This window comes from Mycobacterium venezuelense, assembly GCF_054919535.1.
Genome location: NZ_JBONDW010000004.1, coordinates 88,512 through 106,365, shown reverse-complemented (window position 1 = coordinate 106,365; position 17,854 = coordinate 88,512). Strand labels below are relative to the sequence as shown.

Sequence of the window (17,854 nt, the reverse complement as noted above, 5' to 3'; positions counted from 1 at the left end):
CACGTACCATGACATCGGTCAAGACCGGGCGGTCGTAATAGAGGGATCGGACTGATGCGGGCGATCATTCAGGGTGTTCTCGCGTTGGTCGTTATCACCGTGACCGTTTCGGCTGGTACGACGACTTTCGATACCGCAGCGGCCAGCCAGCCGCTGAACTCGGCGATCGAATCGATCGCGCCGAAGCAAGGCGCCGTCGTGGGTGTCGGGCACCCGGTGGTGGTGACGTTCAACAAGCCGATCGCCAACCGGTCGGCAGTCGAGCGTGCCATCGCGGTCAAATCGACGCCTGCCCGCACCGGCACGTTCGAATGGCTGGAAAGCAATGTGGTGCAGTGGGTTCCAGACCAGTTCTGGCCCGCGCACAGCACCGTGAGCCTGTCGGTGAACAGCAAGCTGGCTCAGTTCCAAACCGGCCCGGCCGTTGTCGGCGTTGCCGACATCTCCGACCACACGTTCACGGTGACCATCGACGGGGTCGGCGCAGGGTCCCCGATTCCACTGCCTGCACCGCATCACCTTCCCCGGATGGGTGAGGAGGGCGTGCTCCTGGCTTCCATGGGGAGACCGGAATACCCGACGCCCGTCGGCACCTACACCGTCCTTGAAAAGGAACGTTCTGTGACGATGGATTCCAGCAGCGTCGGGATACCGGTGGACGCTGCTGACGGATACCTCCTCGAGGTGGACTACGCCGTCCGGATCACGCGCCGGGGAATCTTTGTGCACTCGGCTCCGTGGGCTGTCCCATCGATGGGGCTGGAGAACGTCAGCCATGGTTGCATCAGCCTGATCCCGGCCGCCGCGGAGTGGTACTTCAACACGGTCAACATCGGCGATCCGGTAATCGTGCAGGAATAGCGTTCTGCCGAGGGCAGATTCGGCTGACATCTCTAAGTACTCCACACAAGAATGACGCTTCGAACCGGAAACCGGCTCGAAGCGCCATTCGTGAGTGCGGCGGTGTGACCGCAGGCTCAGCCCTGAGGGCCGGGCTCGATCGGCACCCCTGGGGTGGGCCCGTCTGCACCGGCAGGCCTGCCAGTCGGTACTCCCTTTCCGCTTGCGACACCGCCCATTTCGGTCAGCGGGGCCGCGATAGGCGCTGCGGCGACCGGACCGGCGGCAGGCACGGGTGGTGCGACTGGGACCGGCGGGACGACCGGCACGGGTGGTGGTGCGAGGGGAACCGGCGGTGCGACGGGCACCGGCGGGACGCCCACGGGTGGTGCGACGGGCGGTGCCAACGGAGCCGCGACCCCTGCCGCCTCGACGGCGGCAGCGCTGCAAGGCGCGGCTGCTGCGGTGCCGGCAGCCTTGTCGACGCATTTGTATCCACCTGTTTTCAGCGGGGTGGCCGCCGCGTGTGGGCTCAACGCCGCGGCGGCGGCGCACAATCCGGCGCCGGCAACCACTTTGACGGCGATTTGAGCAAAGCTGATCCTCACCGGCGACTCCCTTGATGATGCCTAGAAATGACTGTCACGAAAATTAGTGCAGCTGAACGGTAAGCCAGCCAGGGAAAGCCGTCTATACGGTTCCCGACCGACTACCGAGTTGGCATCGGAACGAGCCGGATCCGTGACCGCACCGTTCCCGATCCGAAATGTTCGGCAGCGGTGCAAGATCCAGCTTTACTACGTCGGTGTGCAAAACAGGCAAAAGTTCCCGAGCGTGGCGAAGGTGGCCCTCACAGTTGTGACCCGCCGCCATCCACGGGAAGCTCGGCGCCGGTGGTGTATGTCGCGTCGAACATGAGGAACGCGACGGCCCTTGCGATTTCAGCTGGGTCGCCGAAGCGCGGCATCGGGTTGGTCTCGGTCATCTGCGCCTTCGTCTGAGCGGCGACGTCTTCCGGCAGGGACTTCTCGAGAATCCGGGTGTCGATGGGCCCCGGGCTCACCGCGTTCACTCGGATCTTGCGTGGCAGTAGCTCGCGGGCGAGGCCGCGCGTCATCGAGCGCAGCTCTTTGTCGGTCGTGCCGTCAACGTGATGATAGAAACTGTCATCGCTCACAACCCGATGACAGTCCCTGTCATTCCCGGCATGCGCCGTCGGCCTGAATGCAGGTAGTTCACTACGCACGACGCACCACCGCCGTAGCAGTTGACTTGCCGTTGCGTACACCAGCCACGCGAAGGGGGAGTCATGACGCGACATGGACGGGACAGCTTTTTCGTCGTCGGGGAGGGCGTGCTCACCGGAAGCACCGCCACTGACCCGAGGGCCCGCGGCGCGGCGGTGAATCCGCCGCCGCACCTGTCGGACGTGGACGAACTACGGCAATTCCGATTCTCACGGATCGGTCCGCAGGGTGAACCGGCGTCCACCGGCCTCGTGTCGGCGATGGCGGAAGCGACCACTGAGACGACACCGGATACCGACGGGGAGATCCCGGCGGGATTCACCTACCTGGGGCAGTTCGTCGATCACGACCTGACGATGGACAAGACCGTCGGCGCGCTCGGTTCGGACGTCACCGTCGACGAACTCGTCCAGGGGCGTTCGCCCGCACTCGATCTCGATTCGCTCTACGGTCGCGGTCCGACCGCAGACCCGCAGTTCTACACCGATGGAATGCGTCTGAAGATGGGGCGCACGGAGGCGCTCGAGGACTTCCTTCCGGCGTTCGACGGTCACGATCTGCCACGTGAGCCGCAGCAGCGACTCGCGTTAATACCCGACCACCGCAATGACGAGAACCTTGCGGTCGCTCAGACCCATCTCGCGTTCATCCGGTTCCACAATCGGGTCATCGGTACGGTCGCCCCTGGCCCGGCGGCGACGATGTTCGAGGCCGCGCGCGAGAGCGTCGTGAAGCACTACCAGTGGATGCTCAAAACCGACTATCTGCCGAGGATCGTCGATCCGGGAATCGTGCAAGACGTGTTCACGAACGGCCGCACGCTCTTCGAGACGGCACCGGCGGCAGGTGACTCGCCCACCATGCCGATCGAGTTCTCGGTCGCCGCATTCCGGCTCGGGCACAGCATGGTTCGTGACACCTACAACTGGAATCGGTTCTTCGACAACGGCGGCGGCGCGCTGTTCTTCCTGTTCGGATTCTCCGCGACCAGCGGCGGGCTCGGGGGCGACCGGCCGTTGCCGTCCAACTGGATCGCCGACTTCCGCCGGCTGTACGACTTCGCCGAGGCCGGGCGGCCGGATCTCGCGGTACCCGAGGCGAAGTTCAACAATGCGCGCAACATCGACACGCGGCTCACCGACCCGCTGGCCAACCTTCCGGCTGGATCGTTCGGCGAGTCTGCGCCGCCGGCGGAGCCGCTGCACGCCAACCTCGCGTTCCGCAACCTCGTGCGGGGCAGCATGGTCAAGCTGGCCAGTGGTCAGCAGATGGCGGCACTCGCGGGGGTGACACCCCTGACGGATGACGAGATCGTGAAGGGCGACGGCAGCGGTGTGGATTTCACCGGGCTGGCCCAGCCGTTACGTGACGAGCTCACCAGCAGCACCCCACTGTGGACCTACATCCTGCGGGAAGCCGAGCTCAACGGTGGTCGGCTCACCGGGGTGGGCGGCCGGATCGTGGCCGAGGTGTTCCACCGGGCGATGGAAGGCAGCACGTATTCCATTGTGCGCGAGCCACACTGGCGTCCCACTCTCGGACCCGACGCGCTCACCTTCCGGATGGTCGATCTGCTGCTGTTCGCGTTCGAGGGCCGAGCCGACCTGCTCAACCCGCTCGGCGACGAGCCGGCACAGCAGCTCGAGATCATCGAACTGCGCCGTGGCACTGACGGACCTCACGTGCAGATCCTGCAGCACCTGCTGCGCGCACGGCGATTCGACCTCGTGGCCGACGGTATCTTCGGCCCGGCCACCGAGCAGGCGGTGCGCCGGTTCCAGGGGAACCAGGGCATCACCGTCGACGGCATCGTGGGACCGGTCACGTGGTCGCGTCTGTTCATCCTGGTTCGCCGCGGCAGCACCGGTGAGGCCGTCAAGGGGGTACAGGTCAGGATGAACCTGCGCCAGGCCGGTCCCATCGCGGTCGACGGCGACTTCGGCCCGCTCACCGAGCAGGCGGTGCGGGAGTTCCAGACCGGTGAAGGCATCGAGAGCGACGGCATCGTCGGGCCGATCACGTGGCGCAGGTGCGTCTCCGAAAGGGTGTTGCGATAGGCGAGACGCTCACGCCCACTTCGCGATCGCCCATTTCTCGAACAGGCCCAGAATCGAATCGGTCAGCTTGCCGAGCAGAGCCAGCGAAATGATCGCCAGGAAGATGCGGTCGATCCGTCCGTTCTGGCCGGAGTCGAGGAGCAGGAATCCGAGGCCCATCGAACTGGCTATCAGCTCAGCGGCCACGAGAAACAACCACGATTGAGCGAGCGCGAGCCGCAGTGCGGAGACCATTGACGGCACGACAGCCGGTAGCTGCACGGTGCGGAACAACGGGATACCGCGTAATCCGAACGCGCGACCCGCTTCGAGAAGGTGTGCGTCGACGTGGCGGAGCGCCGCGCCCACGACTGTGTAGACGGGGAAGAACGCACCGATCGCGATCAGAATCACCTTCGATTCCTCACCGATGCCGAACCAGAGGATAAGCAGGGGCACCCAGGCTAGCGAAGGGACCGCCCTGACCCCGCCGAGGGTTGGCGCCAGTAAGACGTTGCCAATTCTCGACAGTCCCACGACGGCCCCGAGCGCCAAACCGATCGCCGCACCGAACGCGAAGCCCATCAGCACGCGCTGTGTGGAGATGGCGATGTAGTGCGCGTAGAGCCCGCGTTCGGTGAGGTCGACGGCGGCATGCCAGACCATCGCGGGGGAGGGCAGCACCGAGGCAGGCACCAGGCCGCTCGTCGATACCCACTGCCAGACGGCAAGCACCACCGCCGGGATAAACGTGCCACCCACGATGCCGAACCATGGGTGTTTGAAGAGCTGACGACCAGTGGTTTCGCCGGGTTCGCCCAGACCGGGGATGCCGGTTTGCTAACCGAGACGGGCCGCATCTGCCTGCTTCACGAACTTGTCGTTGACAATGCTCTTCAGCGCTTCGTCGACCTGCTGTTGGCTCGGCACATCGCCGAGGTCGACGAAGATCGGGCCGATCTTCTCGAGAACCGCGATCTGTGTCGGGCCAGGCACCGGATCGACATCGAGGTTGGACCGCTCGCGGATGACCTTCTGGGCGACCGGAAGGTCGAGTCCCGCCGCGTCGGCGAGGATTTGAGCAGTTTGGTCCGGGTTGTCCGCAGCCCATGCGGCTGCGGCGGCGTAAGCGTCGACGACGAGCTGGGCGAGCTGGGGCTTCTCGGCGGTGAAGTCCTCGCGTGCGTTCAGAAATCCATAGCTGTTGAAATCGAGATTGCGGTAAAAGAGTGTCGCGCCGGCTTGTTCGGCGCCGGCCATGATGGGGTCGAGCCCGGCCCATGCGTCGACCGAGCCGTTCTGCAAGGCAGCCCATCCGTCAGCGTGCTGCAGGTTCTGGACGGTCACGTCCTCGGCTTTCAAACCGTGCGATTCCAACGCCTGCAGCAGAAAGAAGTACGGGTCGGTGCCCTTGGTGGCGGCGACATTCTTGCCGGCCAATTGCTCGACACTCGTGATGGTGCTCCCCTTGGGTGCGACAAGGGCAGCCCACTCGGGCTGTGAGTACAGCGCGATGACCTGGATGGGTGAGCCGTTCGAACGTGCGAGGAGCGCGGCAGACCCTGCGGTTGAGCCGATGTCGATTGCTCCCGCGCGTAGGGCTTCGTTGGCCTTGTTGGAGCCGGCCGACTGCACCCAATTGACTTTGACGCCTTGGCTTTCGAGCCAACCTTGTTGCTTGATGATGAGGCTGAGGGGGTTATAGGCCGCGAAATCGATGTTGAGCACCTCTCCGTCGAGTGCGGCGGTCTCGCCGGACCCTTCTGTGCTCGAGCCCTCGCCTGCGACGCAGCCGCTTGACAACAATGTGATCGCAGCCAGTGTCGCGATCAGCGCCGACCTGAACGCTTTGATTTTCATGCTCCTCTTTCGAGATCGGTGCGGATGGTGCGATCGGTTTCGACGCCGCGCAAACGCTCGTGGCGATCGACGCCGAGACCGGCGAGTAGGCGGGCCCGGAGTTCGGCGAGTTCCGCCGAGCCGCGATCGCGAGGTCGCCGGCCAGGAACGATGACGGTCTGCTGAATGGTCGCTCCAGGCATGCCCTCTTCGCGACCGAGCAGGACCACGCGGTCGGCTAACTGCAGGGCCTCGTCCACATCGTGGGTGACGAGCAGAACCGTCGCCGGCGCGGCCGCATGCACATCGAGGAGCAGATCTTGCATCTTGAGCCGGGTGAGCGCATCGAGTGCGCCGAATGGTTCGTCCAGCAGCAGCACACCGGGATTGCGCGCAAGTGCGCGCGCGAGGGACGTACGTTGTGCCATACCGCCGGACACCTCGCGGGGCCGGTGGCCGGCGAACTCCGACAACCCGACGAGCTCTAGGAGCTTCGCGACGATCTGCTTACCGGCGGCTGCGGGCGTGTGCTGGGGCAGTCCCAACGCCACGTTCTGAGCGATCGTGCGCCAAGGCAACAGGCGAGGCTCTTGGAAGCCGACAGCGCAACGGGGCTCATAAGCCCGGACTGGTGTGCCATCGATGCGCACCGCGCCGGCGGTCGGGGTGTCGAGCCCAGCGACGATGCGCAACAGAGTCGACTTGCCGCAGCCGCTCGTGCCGAGGATGGCGACGATCTCGCGGGGCTCGATGCCGAGGGTGATTTCGCGCAGAACGGCACTGCGCCCACTCTTGCCTGCCGGGAATGCGCGACCGAGGCATTCGACAGAAACTGAGGAGGCCTTACCGGCAACGCGATCAAGCACGACCGGGGCACTCGCGGACATACGGGAACTCCAGCCAGCTGATGGTGCAAAGGTTTTGGATGCTGCACCGCATCTTGGCCTGGCACGGAGCCGCCGTCACGTATTTTCTCCACGGCGATCGGAATGGTTGCCGACCCACGTGTCGAGCAGCGGTCAGCGGCTGGCCCGCGGCGCCTCGGTCAAAGCGGCCAGGTTCTCGACCGACTTGCGAATGTCCGATACCAGCACCTTGGCGACCAGTCGCCCGACGGGCCCGCCGAGAACACCGCCGCCGAGGTCGGCGTGTACCCGAAACAGCGAGCCGGGGTGGTTGGCCTCGACCGTGAGATCCAGATGGATCTTCACTCCGCCCCGGCCGCTGCCGTGCAGCTGGATGCGCCGCGGCTCGTCGTAATCGGTCACCTCCCAGCGAATGATGTTGCGAAATCCCTTGACCTTGATGCACGAGGAGACCTTCGTCCCCTTCTGGATCCGGTCGGGAACCTCGCTGCGCCATCCGCCGAAGATGGTCAGCCATTCGTCGAAACGCCAGAGGTCGGAGGCAATTCTCCAGGCCTGCTCGGGTGTCGCTGACGAGGTTTGTGTGACGTCGACATCTGCCATGGGCGAGGGGGTACCCAATCGCCGGACCGCAGACACGCGGTGTGCGGGTCGGCTCAGTCAGCAGGCCGGACCGGGACCCGGCGTTGCCGGTCTGACGCCGGCCAGACATACGGCAGGTCGTCGGGGACATCGGGAAAGTACGGGCGGTAGAACGCCGGATCCTTGCGCAGCAGAGACGACTGATGGCTGCGGTGGAACGCCGGATCTCCCATCCAGGGCGGCAGCTCGTTGGCCCGCATCAGGGCATCCTGGTCGCGGACCAGGTCGATTCCGGTTCCCGCTTCCAGATCGGCGAGCAGAGTGGCGGCGGTGGTGTCCTTGTGACCGTGGGCCAGCCACTGTTCAGACACCGCCAACCCGTATCGGACCAGTGCCTCCTCGTATCCGGCCCACATCGCCGCGGCGGGGTGGTGGCGCCATCCGTAACCGGGAACCGTGAGAGCCCGCAGCACCTGGATGGTTTCGGCCCGTTGCTTGCCCAGCCGACGCGCGTCGAGCACCTTCGCGGTGTCGGCGAAGTCGGGGTAGGGCAGGAAGGTTTGCACGCCTAGGACCCGGTCTGGCGCTGCGCCGCTCGCGCCACGAAGTACAGCACCGCGCCGATCGCGAGCAGGATGGCCGCGAACAGCCACACCTTGGCGGTCTGCTGGCTGAGCAGCAGAAGGCACGAGGCCACCCCGAGTGCCGGCACCCCCGTCCATACCCGAAAGTGGTTGTGGCCGACGGTGTCTCGGCGCAGTACCAGCACGGCGACGTTGGTCGAGATGAAAACGATCAACAGAAGCAGCACCACGGTCTCGGCGAGGGTCGAGAGGTCGCCGATCAAGGTGAGCACCATGGCCACCGCCGTCGTCGCGACGATCGCGACCCAGGGCGTACGGCGTTGCGGCAGAACACCGCTGAGAAGGCTTGGCAACAAGCCGTGTTCGGCCATGCCGTAGGCCAGCCGACTGGCCATGATCATCGTCAGGAGTGCGCCGTTGGCGACGGCGATCAGCGCGATCGCGCTGAACACCCAGTCGGGTACGCCCAGGCCGGACTCGGATACGACGTCGAGCAGCGGGCCGGAGGACTGCGACAGCTGGTCCGGTGACAGCACGGCCGCACTCGCCAGGCCGACCAGAACGTAGACCACCCCGGCGGCGATGAGCGCACCGAAGAGGGCCGCGGGGTACACCTTGCTCGGGTGGCGTATTTCCTCGGCGACGTTCGCCGAGGTTTCGAACCCGACGAACGAGTAGTAGGCGATGATCGCGCCGGCCAGTATCGCGAGGGCCGGTACCGACCCGGCGGGGAACTCACCGATCCGGCTGACGTCGCCATGACCGCGGCCCACCGCAACCGCACCGGCGACGATGACGATGAGCAGGCCGGTCAACTCGACGACCGTCATCACGACGTTGCTCTTGACCGACTCGCTGATGCCACGAGCATTGAGCGCTGCGACCAGCGCGAGGAAGACGATGGCCGCCGGGATGGCCGGAACGTCGATGAACGTCGCCAAGTAATCACCGGCGAACGCCAGCGCCAGGCCGGCCGCGCTGGTCACCCCGGCGGCGAGCATGCAAAACCCCACCAGGAACGACACCAGCGGCTGCCGGAATGCGCGTTCGGCGAACACCGCGGCACCACCGGCCTTGGGGTATTTCGTGACGAGTTCGGCGTACGAGCCTGCCGTGAGGAGGGCCAACAGCAGAGCGACAAGTAGTGGCGCCCACAGAGCGCCGCCGACCTTGCCGGCCAGCACCCCCATCAACGCGTAGATGCCCGCGCCGAGCACGTCACCGAGAATGAACAGGAACAGCAGCGGGCCGGTGATCTTACGTCTGAGCTTGCTGCCGGACAGTTCGTCCTGCTGAGCGGGCGTGGTCGCCATGACGGTGGGTCAGTACTTTCGATCACCCTCGCTGCTGTCGAAGAATGCCCAATCGCCGTCTGCTGACAGGACTTCCATCCGCCAGCCCAGCTCAGGCTTTGCCTTCTGGTCGACGAACCAGGCGTGGGCGTCGCCGGCACTCTCGATGTCTTTCGTGTCGACGACTTCACCTTGTGGATTGAGAACTCGATACTTCGCCATGGCTGAGGTGTTCCCGCGCCGCCCCGTGGGTAATCAGACGCCATGCCTCGCACCACGGGATCTGACGAAGACCAGACCCGAGAGTCTCAAGACGAGCCCCCAGGTCCGGCCGATCACGGCCGCGAAGGCGGCATGGCCACCCGCGAGATCGCGCCCGAGCTGACCACGCCCGAGCACCAGCAGGATCAGCGCGAGTGATCTGCATCAACGGCCGCGGCTGGTGAGAGCAAATACGTATAGCGGTTTGAACTGCGGTGATACCGGGAATTAACGACCGCAGAGCTGACCCCTTGACCTTCGAGAGGCCGATGTGACGACCGCATACACCCCGGACCGTGACCCGCAAGACACCATGATCGTGGTCGACGGCGTCTACCCCCCGCAGGAAGACTCGCAGCTGCTGGTCGACGTGATGGAGAAGACCGGCCTCGCGGTCGCACGCAATGTGGCCGACCTCTGCACGGGAAGTGGTGTGGTCGCGGTCAACGCCGCCAAGCAGGGGGCATCGAGTGTCATGGCGTTCGACATCTGCGCCCAGGCCGTGCGGTGCGCGCGGGCCAATGCGCTCACCAACGGTGCTGCCGTACAGGTCCACCGGGGGTCGTGGGCCCGGGCGGCGGAGTTCGGCCCGTTCGACCTCGTCGTGTGCAATCCGCCGTACGTACCACACGATCCCGACAGCGATGCGTTGCCTGCGGCGATCGGGCCTGCGCGGGCGTGGGATGCCGGCTACGACGGCCGGATGGTCCTCGACCCGTTGTGTGAGGCCGTGCCCGGCCTCCTTGCCGATGGCGGCAGCCTGCTGCTGGTGCAGTCGGAATTCGCCGATCCCCGTAAGACGCTGGCGATGTTGTCCGCCGCCGGGCTCGACGCCGATGTGGTTGCCTGGCAATGGATTCCGTTCGGCCCGGTGCTGACATCCCGGGCCGAGTGGCTCGAAGAGACCGGACGGCTGGAGCCGGGAAGGCGCGAAGAGGAACTGCTGGTGATCCGGGCGGACAAGCCGTGAGCGACGTCGAGCCCCGCGTCGTGCGGGTGGTGCAAGGGGGCCCGGTGATGGTGCAGGGCCCCGTCCGCATCGAGTTGCCCGACGGCAGTGTCGTGGACTCCGACCGATTCATGGTCGCGATCTGCGCCTGCCGGCGCAGCAAGAACTATCCGTTGTGCGATACGAGCCATCGGCGCCGGTGCCGCGTGAACGACACCGGCGCCGCGGATTCAGCTCAGCGGTCGGCGTAGCGACGACCGGTCGTCGGCCCAGCACTTCATCATGTGATCGGCCAGCCGATCCTCGACGAGGGCGTGCGCCCGGATTCCGAACACCACATCCCGGTCGAGATGCGGTTCGCGCGCCACCAGATCGCCGACTACGTCGGTGCGCACCACCTGCTCGTGCACTGCGTCGGCCTCGACGTGTTCGGCGTAGAACCCGACGCACGGCTGGGGTGCACCGAGGCGCTCGAGAGCTTCGACGAGCCGCCGAGAGCCCGGCGATGACGTGATCTCGGTCGACGCGAAATGGCCGATGGCCGCGCCGCGCAATCTGCGGTGCAGGCCGAACAGCGACATCAGGTTCACCACGGCCAGCGTCTCGGCCGGCACGCTGTCGAGATAGCCGAGGTAGGTCGAATCCAGGCCCGCGGCATCCATCAGATCCGCGAACAACTGCTGATGCAGGCGCGGCCCACGTCCCCCGCCGAACTCGTCGAACTCGACCGCGACGAACGACGCTTTGGCCTGACCCATGAGCCGCGGAATCGCCCAGGCATGCGGGTCGCCCTCTTTGAGGTGATACAGCGACCGGTGCACGAAGTACTCACGCATCTGCTCCCACGTGCCCTTGTCCCGCAGGTGGTAGGACAGGCCGTCACCGTCGACGGGCTCGATCGACAGCTGCTCCATCTCGGCCATCGCGGTCTCGGCGGGCTCGATCTCGCCGACACCGCGGCGCACCTCGGACAGGAACGCATGTTCCAACTTTCCCCGCAGATGCAGCAGGCACGGGTTCCATTCCCAGCCCGGGTCGACGCCCGCGAAGCCGCGGTAGTGCAGCTCATAGCAGACGTAGAGCGCCAGTTGCAGGTCGATGCCGTACGGATCGGAATCCCCGAGCGACGCCTCGACACGCGAGAGGTGATTGCTCGGAGCCCGCTCGGCCAGCAGGCTGACGACAGCCATCGACAACGGACCGCGAGGGTTGGGCAGCTTGGGTTCGGTAAGGATGGAAGCGGCAGTCACGGCTGGGCGTATACCCAGTTCAACAGCCGTTCAATCACATTCGGATCGGCGTTGCTCGTCGACACGCCGTCACTGCCCGAGGCGTACGCCAACGCCGTGCGACTGGAGTTGTTGGAAGGTGTAGATGAACTCGCCTCGGTGCCCGATGCAGACGACGTAGCGGTCCTGGCCTTCGGTGACGGGAAACGTGAAGGAGAACGTGCAGTTGGCGTTCCCCGCCTTGCCTTGCCCGAGGGATGTGGTGGTGAGGATCTCGCCTTTGCCGCTCTTGACGACGACGGGGGTGCTCGGACCGATGTCGGCGTATCCGTTCACTCCTTCGCACGATGTTCCATCGGAGGCGATCGAGTCCACGCCTTCGGTGTCGATGAGCACAAAAGTGCCTGGAACAGAGGCGGTTTCGAGGACGTGAAAGCCAGGAGTGAAGTTCGGGCAGAACGCGTCGACAGCAATCTTGTCGGCAGGCAGGCCTTGTTGCGGCCCACCGTCTTCCAGCTGCCGGCACACCTGCCTGCCGTGGGCGACGGCATTGGCGTCGGAGTTGAACTGGTCTGTCAGCCCGGCCTCCTTGAGCGTCGACAGGTAGCCGGCTTCCGGCGGAGGTGCTGACCCATGGTCTGTCCGCAGCAGTACCCACGTCACCGCTGCGACGAAGACGAGGATCGCGGTCGCCACGCTCGTACCAAGCCATGTCGTGCTGAGACCGGACCGGTTCGGCAACTCGACATACTCAGGAAGCAGCTGTCCGCCGGCTGGGTCCGCTGATTCAGCTTTGCCGTCGCGCACCCGGTTCGTCGGCCGTCCGGCGACGTAATAGCGGCCCTCGTGTCGCGCGGTGGGGTCCGGCCGCCATCCCGACAACCCGAGCGACGCCGTCGCGGGCCCGCAGCGCGCACACGTGCCGGTGCCGTCGACGGCTGAGCCGCAGTACGGGCACGGCGCAGGCGTCGATCCATGGGACCTGAACTTCCACATCACCACCGTTATATGCCGGTTTCGCCGCCCGGGCGTGGTGGTTGACGGGATCGCCCTGTGCCGTGCGTCCCACCCGTCAGGCCCCGGCAACTTCGGAACCGGCCACCGACGGCCGGCGTACGATCGGCCAACAGGGAGGTCCGAAAATGCGCGGGAACTCCGGCTTGATAGCGCTGGGTACCGGCGTTGCGTTCGTCGCCGCGGTGGCATTCGCGGCTCCGGTGAGAGCCCACCACGGCTGGGCCGATTACGAAGACGCTCAATTCGATCTCACCGGCACACTCGAGACGGCGGTCAGCCTCGCCGGGCCACACGCCACCGCGCAGATACGCGCGGGCGAGGAGCTGTGGGACATCGTCTTCGCACCGTCGCCCCGCACCGCGCGTGCCGGCCTGACCGAGGACACCGTGCCGGTCGGCGACACCGTGACGGCCAGCGGGCACCGGCATCGAGAGCCGGGCACGCTGGAGATCAAGGCCGAACGCCTGATGTGGGACGGGAAGGTCTTCGACGTCTACCCCGACCGCGACTGACAAACGCGGCTCATGCATGACGTGCTGGCGTGGCTGGAATCTTCGGCCATCGGCACGTTCATGCGCGACACCAACCCCTGGACCTATCCGATCGTCAACCTGGTCCACATTTTCGGCGTGGCAACCCTGTTCGGCGCCGTACTCATCCTCGACCTTAGGCTGCTGGGCCTGTGGCGCACCGCACCGCTGCGGGCGATCACCACCACCGCATCGCCGGTTGCTGCGGCAGGTTTCGTGGTCGCGGCACTCAGCGGGCCCTGCCTGCTCGCGGCCAACGCGCTTGACTACGAACAGAACCCCGTGCTGCTGGTGAAGTTCTGTGCCATCGGTCTGGGGATGGTCAACGTTGTCCTGTTGCGCCGCACGTCGGCATGGCGGGCTCACACTAGTGGGGAGCTGTCACCCGCGCAAGCACGCCGGCTGGCCGCTTTCGCCGGAATATCACTGACCAGTTGGCTTGCGGCCGTCGCGGCCGGACGGATGCTCGGGTACTGGTGACCGAGAGGTCAGGCGCGCGTCGCCTGCTGACCATAGCCCGCGAGCCGGCGGCCGACTTCGGCGACTTCGTCGTCATCGAGCACGCGGACGGATGCTCCGCTGGCCATCGCCCGTAGTTGAACGTCACAGATGTACTCGAGATAGGGCACGAGGTTCAGCACCTTCGGAAGCGCCCGACCGACGAGGACGGCGCCGTGATTGCCCATGAGCGCCGCGGTGCGATCGCGAAGGGCGGCAGTCACGTTGTCGGCCAGCTCCTGTGTGCCGAACGTGGCGTACGGCGCGACCCTGACGGCGCCGCCGAACAGCGCCGAATAGTAGTGCGATGCGGGGACCTCGTCGACGACGGTCGACAACGCCGTGGAGGCCGGCCCGTGCGTGTGTACGACAGCGGTGTGCTCGGTCGTCCGGTAGACCGCGAGGTGCAGGGCCAGCTCGCTTGACGGCGCCAATGCCGCGTCGACGGCATTGCCGTCGAGGTCGTGGATACCGACGTCGTGAGCCGACATCGCCTCGTAGTCGACGCCGCTCGGCGAGATCACCACGAGGTCACCGACACGGATCGACACGTTGCCCGCGGTCCCCACGACGAGCCCGGAGCGGCTCAGGAACTGACAGGACTCGACGATCTGCTGACGCTCGGCACCGAGCTGAATTGACGCGCTCATGGCTCCAACACGTACTTCGAACCGCGGCCGGCGGCCATGTCCTCCAGGCTCGGCAGCAGTGCTTCCAGCGGCCTGCGCTCGGTCACCAGCATCGACCCGTCGACCTTCTTGCTCGCCAACAGCTCCACCGCCGTGCGCACGTAGTTGGGGGTGTGGTGGAAGACGCCCTTGAGCGTGTACTCCTCGTAATGCATGGCCGAGGAGTCGACGGAGAACGGCGCACCTTTGGGCGTCCCGCCGAACAGCACGGCCGTCGCGCCCGGCCGTAGGGTCCGCACCGTCTGCTCCCACACCTGCGGCAGCCCGACCGCCTCGATCGCGACGTCGGCGCCCCGCCCATGCGGTGTGCGCGCCTTGATCATCGCGACCCGGTCTTCGAAGTCCGAAACCTCGGACAGGTCAACGGTATCCACCGCGCCGGCCTGGCTGGCCTGTTGCAGCCGCCATGGGGACTGGTCGACCGAGATCACGTTGGCACCGCGAAGCGTCGCTAGCCGCACGAACATCAGGCCGATCGGTCCCGCGCCGTGCACTACGACGGTGTCGCCGAGCTGAATTCCGGTTTCGTCCATGCCGTGTACGACGGTCGCCAGCGGCTCAAGGGGTGCGGCGGAGGCGAAGTCGAGATCGTCGGGCAACAGGTAGGTGTTGCGCTCGACGATCGCGGCCGGAATGATCACCTGCTCGGCGAACGCGCCGTTGAGGAATTCGAGGTTCTCGCAGAGGCTTTGGCGTCCGCGGGTGCATGCCCAGCAGTGCCCGCACGGCGCGGTGTTGGCCGCGACGACGCGGTCGCCGACGGCGAACTTGTCGACGCCGTCGCCCACGGCCGAGACGACACCGGCGAATTCATGACCGAACCGGGACGGCAGCGTCGGGAAGAGCTTGGGGTGGCCACGGCGGTACGACTTCAAGTCGGTGCCGCAGGTTGCCGCGGCTTTCACATCCACCAGCACCTCGCCTGGCCCGGGCTCGGTGGCCGCGACGTCTTCCAGCCGCAAGTCTCCTGGCCCATAGAACATGGCCGCTCTCATCGTTGATCTCCTCGTGTTTCGTCGTGCTGGCCCAAGTCGTGCAGGGTGTGCAGCATGTCTCGGGTCTCGGTGAAGATGCGCCGGTACAGGGCTCGCAGCTCGGCGTAGCGCGCCGCGGCTTCCTGGCGCGGCTCGATCACGGCGTCGGTCCGCGCGACCGCGGCCGCGGCCTCGGGTATCGAGTTGAATTCGCCGATCGCGGTCAACGCGACCGCGGCCGCGCCGAGCGCGCTCACCTCCCCGGAGGCACAGACTTCCAGCGGCCGGTCGAACACGTCGGCCAGGATCTGAGTCCACAACACGCTGCGCGCACCGCCGCCCATCGCGCGCAGCACCTCGACACGCTCGCCACGCGCCTGCTCGAGACCGTCGAGTTGCAAACGCAATTCGAAGGCGATGCCTTCGAGCAGGGAACGGTACATGTGCGCCTTGGTATGGCAGCCGCGCCAGCCGAGGGTGATGCCGGAAGCCTGACTGTCCCAGTGCGGAGTCTGCGCGCCGTTCCAGTACGGCAGCGTCAGCAACCCCTCGCTACCCACCGGCAGCCCGGCGGCGTCGCGCTCGAGTCGCGGGTCCGGTGCGCCGGCCAGCTGCGGGTCGCCGAACTCGGTGCGAAACCACGTCGGCAGATAGGTGCCCGACGAGCTGAATGTCTCTGCCGTCGTCTGGCCGGGCATGGCCGAGATCATCGATCGATAGGCGCGGGATGGCAGGTACGACGCCATTTCCGCGCCGATCACGACCGCCGTTCCGAGTACCAGATAGGCCACGCCGGGGTCGGTCACGCCGAGGCCCAATCCCGCGGCCTGACCGTCGCCGGTGCCGGCGACCACCACGACGTCGGGGTTGAGGCCCCAGGCCTCGGCGATTTCGGGCCGCAACGGGCCGAGCGACGTACCCGTGGGAACCAGTTCGGGTAGCTGACCACGCTCCAGCCCGACCAGCTCGAGTAGTTCAGCGCTGTAGTCGCCGGTCGCCTGGTCGATCAGAGCCAGCGGGTCGACCGACGCGGTGCTCGAAACCCACTTCCCGGTCATGGCGTGGGTCAGATAGGTATGTACGTCGGCGATTCGATGACAACGGGCCATCGTGTCCGGCTCGTGATCGCGCAGCCACAACAGTTTGTAGAGACCCGGCGTGATGTCGGCGGGTTTACCCGACAGCAACTCGACGCGTTGCGTTCCGTAACTTCGGGTTTCGGCATCAGCGCGCCCGTCCATCCACAGGATCGCCGGCCGGATCGGCAAGCCGGCGGCGTCGAGGCAGACGAAGCTCTCGCGTTGGTGCGTCACACAGATGGCCGCGACGGCGCCGCTGTCGTCGATCTCACTGAGGGCCTGCCGAACGGCCTCGTCGGTGGCCGTCCACCAGTCCGGCGCCTCCTGTTCGAACCAATGCGGCGCGGGGGTTCCGGTCTCGAGCGCCTGCGCGCCCGTTCCGATCAGGTTGCCCTTGGCGTCGACGATGATGGCCTTCGCCGCGGTCGTCGAGCAATCGACCGCGATCACCAGTGGCGACCTCACCGCGATGTCGCTCCGCTTAGTTCCAGCTCCGCGACTGGTTCCGGATCAGGTTGCGCGACAATGATATTCGCACCGGTGGCTTCCAAGTGCTGCATGTCCTCGGCGCTGACACCGGCATCGATGACGACGGCGTCGAAGTCTTCGAGTGCACATATGCGGTGGATGGCGCGGCGCGCCAACTTGGTGTGATCGATCAGCAGGACGCGTAGCTCGGCGCTCTCCATGAACGCGCGCTTGAGCTCGGCCGCAGCGCTGGACGGGTGAAAACACATGCCGCGCGAGACGGCCGTGACCGACATGAACAGCACGTCGTAGTGCATGTCCCGCAGTGCTCGCACTGCCTGCACGCCGACGAACGACGAGAACTCGGGAACGTAATCGCCCCCGATCGCGTTGAGCCGCACCCGGGGATCGGCGGACAGCTCGTTGATCGCGGGCAGAAAGTTGGTCACCACGGTCAGCGGGAGGCGCTCGGACAGCCGGGGCAGTACGTGCAGCGCTGTCGTACTGTCGTCCATTGCGACGGCCTGCATCTCGACTTTATCTGTTGCCCAGTCGAATCCGGCCTTCGCGACCGCTCGCTTCTCGGCGAGGTTGAGCGCCTTGCGTAAATCGATGTTCCGCTCGAAGGCCTCGCTCGGCGGAGCCTCGGCTCCCGACCGCACCTTGCGCAGCATGCCCTGGGCGTGGAGGTGGTCCAGGTCGCGGTGAATCGTCATCGTGCTCACGCTGAACTGATCGGCCAGTTCGTCGATGCGGGCCCAGCCGCGGGCCCGGACGAACTCAACGATCTCCGAACGCCGATGTGAGTGATTGCTGGTGCGGCGCAACTGTGCTGGCATGGCCACCTCCTGTAACCCACGTCATAGTGCGGCCG

The 17,854-nt window shown here is 66.1% G+C and carries 22 protein-coding genes; 7 read left to right on the top strand and 15 right to left on the bottom strand.

Going from position 1 to position 17,854, the window contains the following annotated elements; all coding sequences use genetic code 11:
- The first annotated feature begins 54 nt into the window (after positions 1–54).
- Positions 55–861, top strand: a complete 807-nt coding sequence (locus tag ACRCUN_RS07920; protein ID WP_462141084.1) for a L,D-transpeptidase — start codon at positions 55–57, stop codon at positions 859–861.
- Positions 862–977: 116 nt separating this feature from the next.
- Here ACRCUN_RS07920 and ACRCUN_RS07915 read toward each other — a convergent pair whose 3' ends face one another.
- On the bottom strand, positions 978–1,448 hold the full coding sequence (locus ACRCUN_RS07915; RefSeq protein WP_462141083.1) for a hypothetical protein: 471 nt from the start codon (positions 1,446–1,448) through the stop codon (positions 978–980).
- Positions 1,449–1,690: 242 nt separating this feature from the next.
- Positions 1,691–2,017 carry an SDR family NAD(P)-dependent oxidoreductase gene (locus tag ACRCUN_RS07910; RefSeq protein ID WP_462141082.1) on the bottom strand — a complete coding sequence of 109 codons (327 nt, stop codon included), beginning with the start codon at positions 2,015–2,017 and terminating at the stop codon, positions 1,691–1,693.
- Positions 2,018–2,149: 132 nt separating this feature from the next.
- Here ACRCUN_RS07910 and ACRCUN_RS07905 point away from each other — a divergent pair, with 132 nt between their 5' ends.
- The gene (locus tag ACRCUN_RS07905; RefSeq protein ID WP_462141081.1) at positions 2,150–4,144 is read left to right on the top strand and encodes a peptidoglycan-binding protein; all 1,995 of its coding nucleotides are present in this window, start codon (positions 2,150–2,152) and stop codon (positions 4,142–4,144) included.
- Between the two features lie 9 nt (positions 4,145–4,153).
- On the opposite strand, the gene ACRCUN_RS07900 is transcribed toward ACRCUN_RS07905, so the two are convergent.
- The 7 genes from ACRCUN_RS07900 to ACRCUN_RS07870 all read right to left on the bottom strand — a co-directional run bounded on the left by ACRCUN_RS07900 (position 4,154) and on the right by ACRCUN_RS07870 (position 9,508).
- Positions 4,154–4,885 carry an ABC transporter permease gene (locus ACRCUN_RS07900; protein WP_462141080.1) on the bottom strand — a complete coding sequence of 244 codons (732 nt, stop codon included), beginning with the start codon at positions 4,883–4,885 and terminating at the stop codon, positions 4,154–4,156.
- 78 nt (positions 4,886–4,963) lie between these two features.
- On the bottom strand, positions 4,964–5,983 hold the full coding sequence (locus ACRCUN_RS07895; RefSeq protein ID WP_462141079.1) for an aliphatic sulfonate ABC transporter substrate-binding protein: 1,020 nt from the start codon (positions 5,981–5,983) through the stop codon (positions 4,964–4,966).
- On the bottom strand, positions 5,980–6,849 hold the full coding sequence (locus ACRCUN_RS07890; protein WP_462141078.1) for an ABC transporter ATP-binding protein: 870 nt from the start codon (positions 6,847–6,849) through the stop codon (positions 5,980–5,982). Before ACRCUN_RS07890 ends, ACRCUN_RS07895 begins: the two co-directional genes overlap by 4 nt.
- A gap of 132 nt (positions 6,850–6,981) precedes the next feature.
- Entirely contained in the window at positions 6,982–7,431 is a 450-nt protein-coding gene (locus ACRCUN_RS07885; RefSeq protein ID WP_462141077.1) for a type II toxin-antitoxin system Rv0910 family toxin, read from the bottom strand.
- A 53-nt stretch (positions 7,432–7,484) separates the two neighbouring features.
- Positions 7,485–7,976 carry an MSMEG_6728 family protein gene (locus ACRCUN_RS07880; protein WP_462141076.1) on the bottom strand — a complete coding sequence of 164 codons (492 nt, stop codon included), beginning with the start codon at positions 7,974–7,976 and terminating at the stop codon, positions 7,485–7,487.
- 2 nt (positions 7,977–7,978) lie between these two features.
- On the bottom strand, positions 7,979–9,307 hold the full coding sequence (locus tag ACRCUN_RS07875; RefSeq protein ID WP_462141075.1) for an APC family permease: 1,329 nt from the start codon (positions 9,305–9,307) through the stop codon (positions 7,979–7,981).
- A 9-nt stretch (positions 9,308–9,316) separates the two neighbouring features.
- Positions 9,317–9,508: a hypothetical protein gene (locus ACRCUN_RS07870; protein ID WP_067853535.1), complete on the bottom strand. Its 192-nt coding sequence runs from the start codon at positions 9,506–9,508 to the stop codon at positions 9,317–9,319.
- 42 nt (positions 9,509–9,550) lie between these two features.
- Between ACRCUN_RS07870 and ACRCUN_RS07865 the strand changes: the two genes are divergently transcribed.
- From ACRCUN_RS07865 to ACRCUN_RS07855, 3 genes are all read left to right on the top strand, one after another.
- Positions 9,551–9,706, top strand: coding sequence for a hypothetical protein (locus ACRCUN_RS07865; RefSeq protein WP_462141074.1), 156 nt, complete (start codon positions 9,551–9,553; stop codon positions 9,704–9,706).
- A 112-nt stretch (positions 9,707–9,818) separates the two neighbouring features.
- Positions 9,819–10,517, top strand: a complete 699-nt coding sequence (locus ACRCUN_RS07860) for a HemK2/MTQ2 family protein methyltransferase (protein ID WP_462141073.1) — start codon at positions 9,819–9,821, stop codon at positions 10,515–10,517.
- Positions 10,514–10,747, top strand: coding sequence for a CDGSH iron-sulfur domain-containing protein (locus ACRCUN_RS07855; RefSeq protein ID WP_462141072.1), 234 nt, complete (start codon positions 10,514–10,516; stop codon positions 10,745–10,747). The genes ACRCUN_RS07860 and ACRCUN_RS07855 overlap by 4 nt, the downstream gene beginning before the upstream one ends.
- Here the strand turns inward: ACRCUN_RS07855 and ACRCUN_RS07850 are convergent.
- Together ACRCUN_RS07850 and ACRCUN_RS07845 are read right to left on the bottom strand one after the other, a co-directional pair.
- Positions 10,727–11,746, bottom strand: a complete 1,020-nt coding sequence (locus ACRCUN_RS07850) for an iron-containing redox enzyme family protein (protein WP_462141071.1) — start codon at positions 11,744–11,746, stop codon at positions 10,727–10,729. The genes ACRCUN_RS07855 and ACRCUN_RS07850 overlap by 21 nt on opposite strands.
- A gap of 69 nt (positions 11,747–11,815) precedes the next feature.
- Complete coding sequence (locus tag ACRCUN_RS07845) at positions 11,816–12,721, bottom strand: DUF732 domain-containing protein (protein ID WP_462141070.1); 906 nt, start codon at positions 12,719–12,721, stop codon at positions 11,816–11,818.
- 146 nt (positions 12,722–12,867) lie between these two features.
- Here ACRCUN_RS07845 and ACRCUN_RS07840 point away from each other — a divergent pair, with 146 nt between their 5' ends.
- A complete protein-coding gene (locus ACRCUN_RS07840; RefSeq protein ID WP_462141069.1) occupies positions 12,868–13,254 on the top strand; it encodes a DUF6152 family protein in 387 nt (128 codons plus the stop codon).
- Positions 13,255–13,266: 12 nt separating this feature from the next.
- Positions 13,267–13,752 (top strand): DUF6644 family protein, encoded by a 486-nt coding sequence (locus tag ACRCUN_RS07835; RefSeq protein ID WP_462141068.1) that lies wholly within the window; start codon positions 13,267–13,269, stop codon positions 13,750–13,752.
- 8 nt (positions 13,753–13,760) lie between these two features.
- Here the strand turns inward: ACRCUN_RS07835 and ACRCUN_RS07830 are convergent, their stop codons facing one another.
- Genes ACRCUN_RS07830 through ACRCUN_RS07815 form a run of 4 tightly spaced genes read right to left on the bottom strand, consistent with a single transcriptional unit; the run spans position 13,761 to position 17,819 of the window.
- Positions 13,761–14,420: a class II aldolase/adducin family protein gene (locus ACRCUN_RS07830; RefSeq protein WP_462141067.1), complete on the bottom strand. Its 660-nt coding sequence runs from the start codon at positions 14,418–14,420 to the stop codon at positions 13,761–13,763.
- Positions 14,417–15,454, bottom strand: a complete 1,038-nt coding sequence (locus ACRCUN_RS07825) for a zinc-dependent alcohol dehydrogenase (RefSeq protein ID WP_462141066.1) — start codon at positions 15,452–15,454, stop codon at positions 14,417–14,419. Before ACRCUN_RS07825 ends, ACRCUN_RS07830 begins: the two co-directional genes overlap by 4 nt.
- On the bottom strand, positions 15,451–16,977 hold the full coding sequence (locus ACRCUN_RS07820; RefSeq protein WP_462141065.1) for a xylulokinase: 1,527 nt from the start codon (positions 16,975–16,977) through the stop codon (positions 15,451–15,453). Before ACRCUN_RS07820 ends, ACRCUN_RS07825 begins: the two co-directional genes overlap by 4 nt.
- Entirely contained in the window at positions 16,974–17,819 is an 846-nt protein-coding gene (locus tag ACRCUN_RS07815; protein WP_462141064.1) for a DeoR/GlpR family DNA-binding transcription regulator, read from the bottom strand. Before ACRCUN_RS07815 ends, ACRCUN_RS07820 begins: the two co-directional genes overlap by 4 nt.
- Positions 17,820–17,854: the final 35 nt, after the last annotated feature.

Excerpts from the sequence above, each read along its gene's own strand:
- ACRCUN_RS07825 (WP_462141066.1), bottom strand. The coding sequence starts at position 15,454 with ATGAGAGCGGCCATGTTCTATGGGCCAGGAGACTTGCGGCTGGAAGAC.
- ACRCUN_RS07845 (WP_462141070.1), bottom strand. The coding sequence starts at position 12,721 with ATGTGGAAGTTCAGGTCCCATGGATCGACGCCTGCGCCGTGCCCGTAC.
- ACRCUN_RS07835 (WP_462141068.1), top strand. The coding sequence starts at position 13,267 with ATGCATGACGTGCTGGCGTGGCTGGAATCTTCGGCCATCGGCACGTTC.
- ACRCUN_RS07920 (WP_462141084.1), top strand. The coding sequence starts at position 55 with ATGCGGGCGATCATTCAGGGTGTTCTCGCGTTGGTCGTTATCACCGTG.
- ACRCUN_RS07840 (WP_462141069.1), top strand. The coding sequence starts at position 12,868 with ATGCGCGGGAACTCCGGCTTGATAGCGCTGGGTACCGGCGTTGCGTTC.
- ACRCUN_RS07890 (WP_462141078.1), bottom strand. The coding sequence starts at position 6,849 with ATGTCCGCGAGTGCCCCGGTCGTGCTTGATCGCGTTGCCGGTAAGGCC.
- ACRCUN_RS07830 (WP_462141067.1), bottom strand. The coding sequence starts at position 14,420 with ATGAGCGCGTCAATTCAGCTCGGTGCCGAGCGTCAGCAGATCGTCGAG.
- ACRCUN_RS07865 (WP_462141074.1), top strand. The coding sequence starts at position 9,551 with ATGCCTCGCACCACGGGATCTGACGAAGACCAGACCCGAGAGTCTCAA.
- ACRCUN_RS07875 (WP_462141075.1), bottom strand. The coding sequence starts at position 9,307 with ATGGCGACCACGCCCGCTCAGCAGGACGAACTGTCCGGCAGCAAGCTC.
- ACRCUN_RS07905 (WP_462141081.1), top strand. The coding sequence starts at position 2,150 with ATGACGCGACATGGACGGGACAGCTTTTTCGTCGTCGGGGAGGGCGTG.
- ACRCUN_RS07885 (WP_462141077.1), bottom strand. The coding sequence starts at position 7,431 with ATGGCAGATGTCGACGTCACACAAACCTCGTCAGCGACACCCGAGCAG.
- ACRCUN_RS07870 (WP_067853535.1), bottom strand. The coding sequence starts at position 9,508 with ATGGCGAAGTATCGAGTTCTCAATCCACAAGGTGAAGTCGTCGACACG.
- ACRCUN_RS07815 (WP_462141064.1), bottom strand. The coding sequence starts at position 17,819 with ATGCCAGCACAGTTGCGCCGCACCAGCAATCACTCACATCGGCGTTCG.
- ACRCUN_RS07895 (WP_462141079.1), bottom strand. The coding sequence starts at position 5,983 with ATGAAAATCAAAGCGTTCAGGTCGGCGCTGATCGCGACACTGGCTGCG.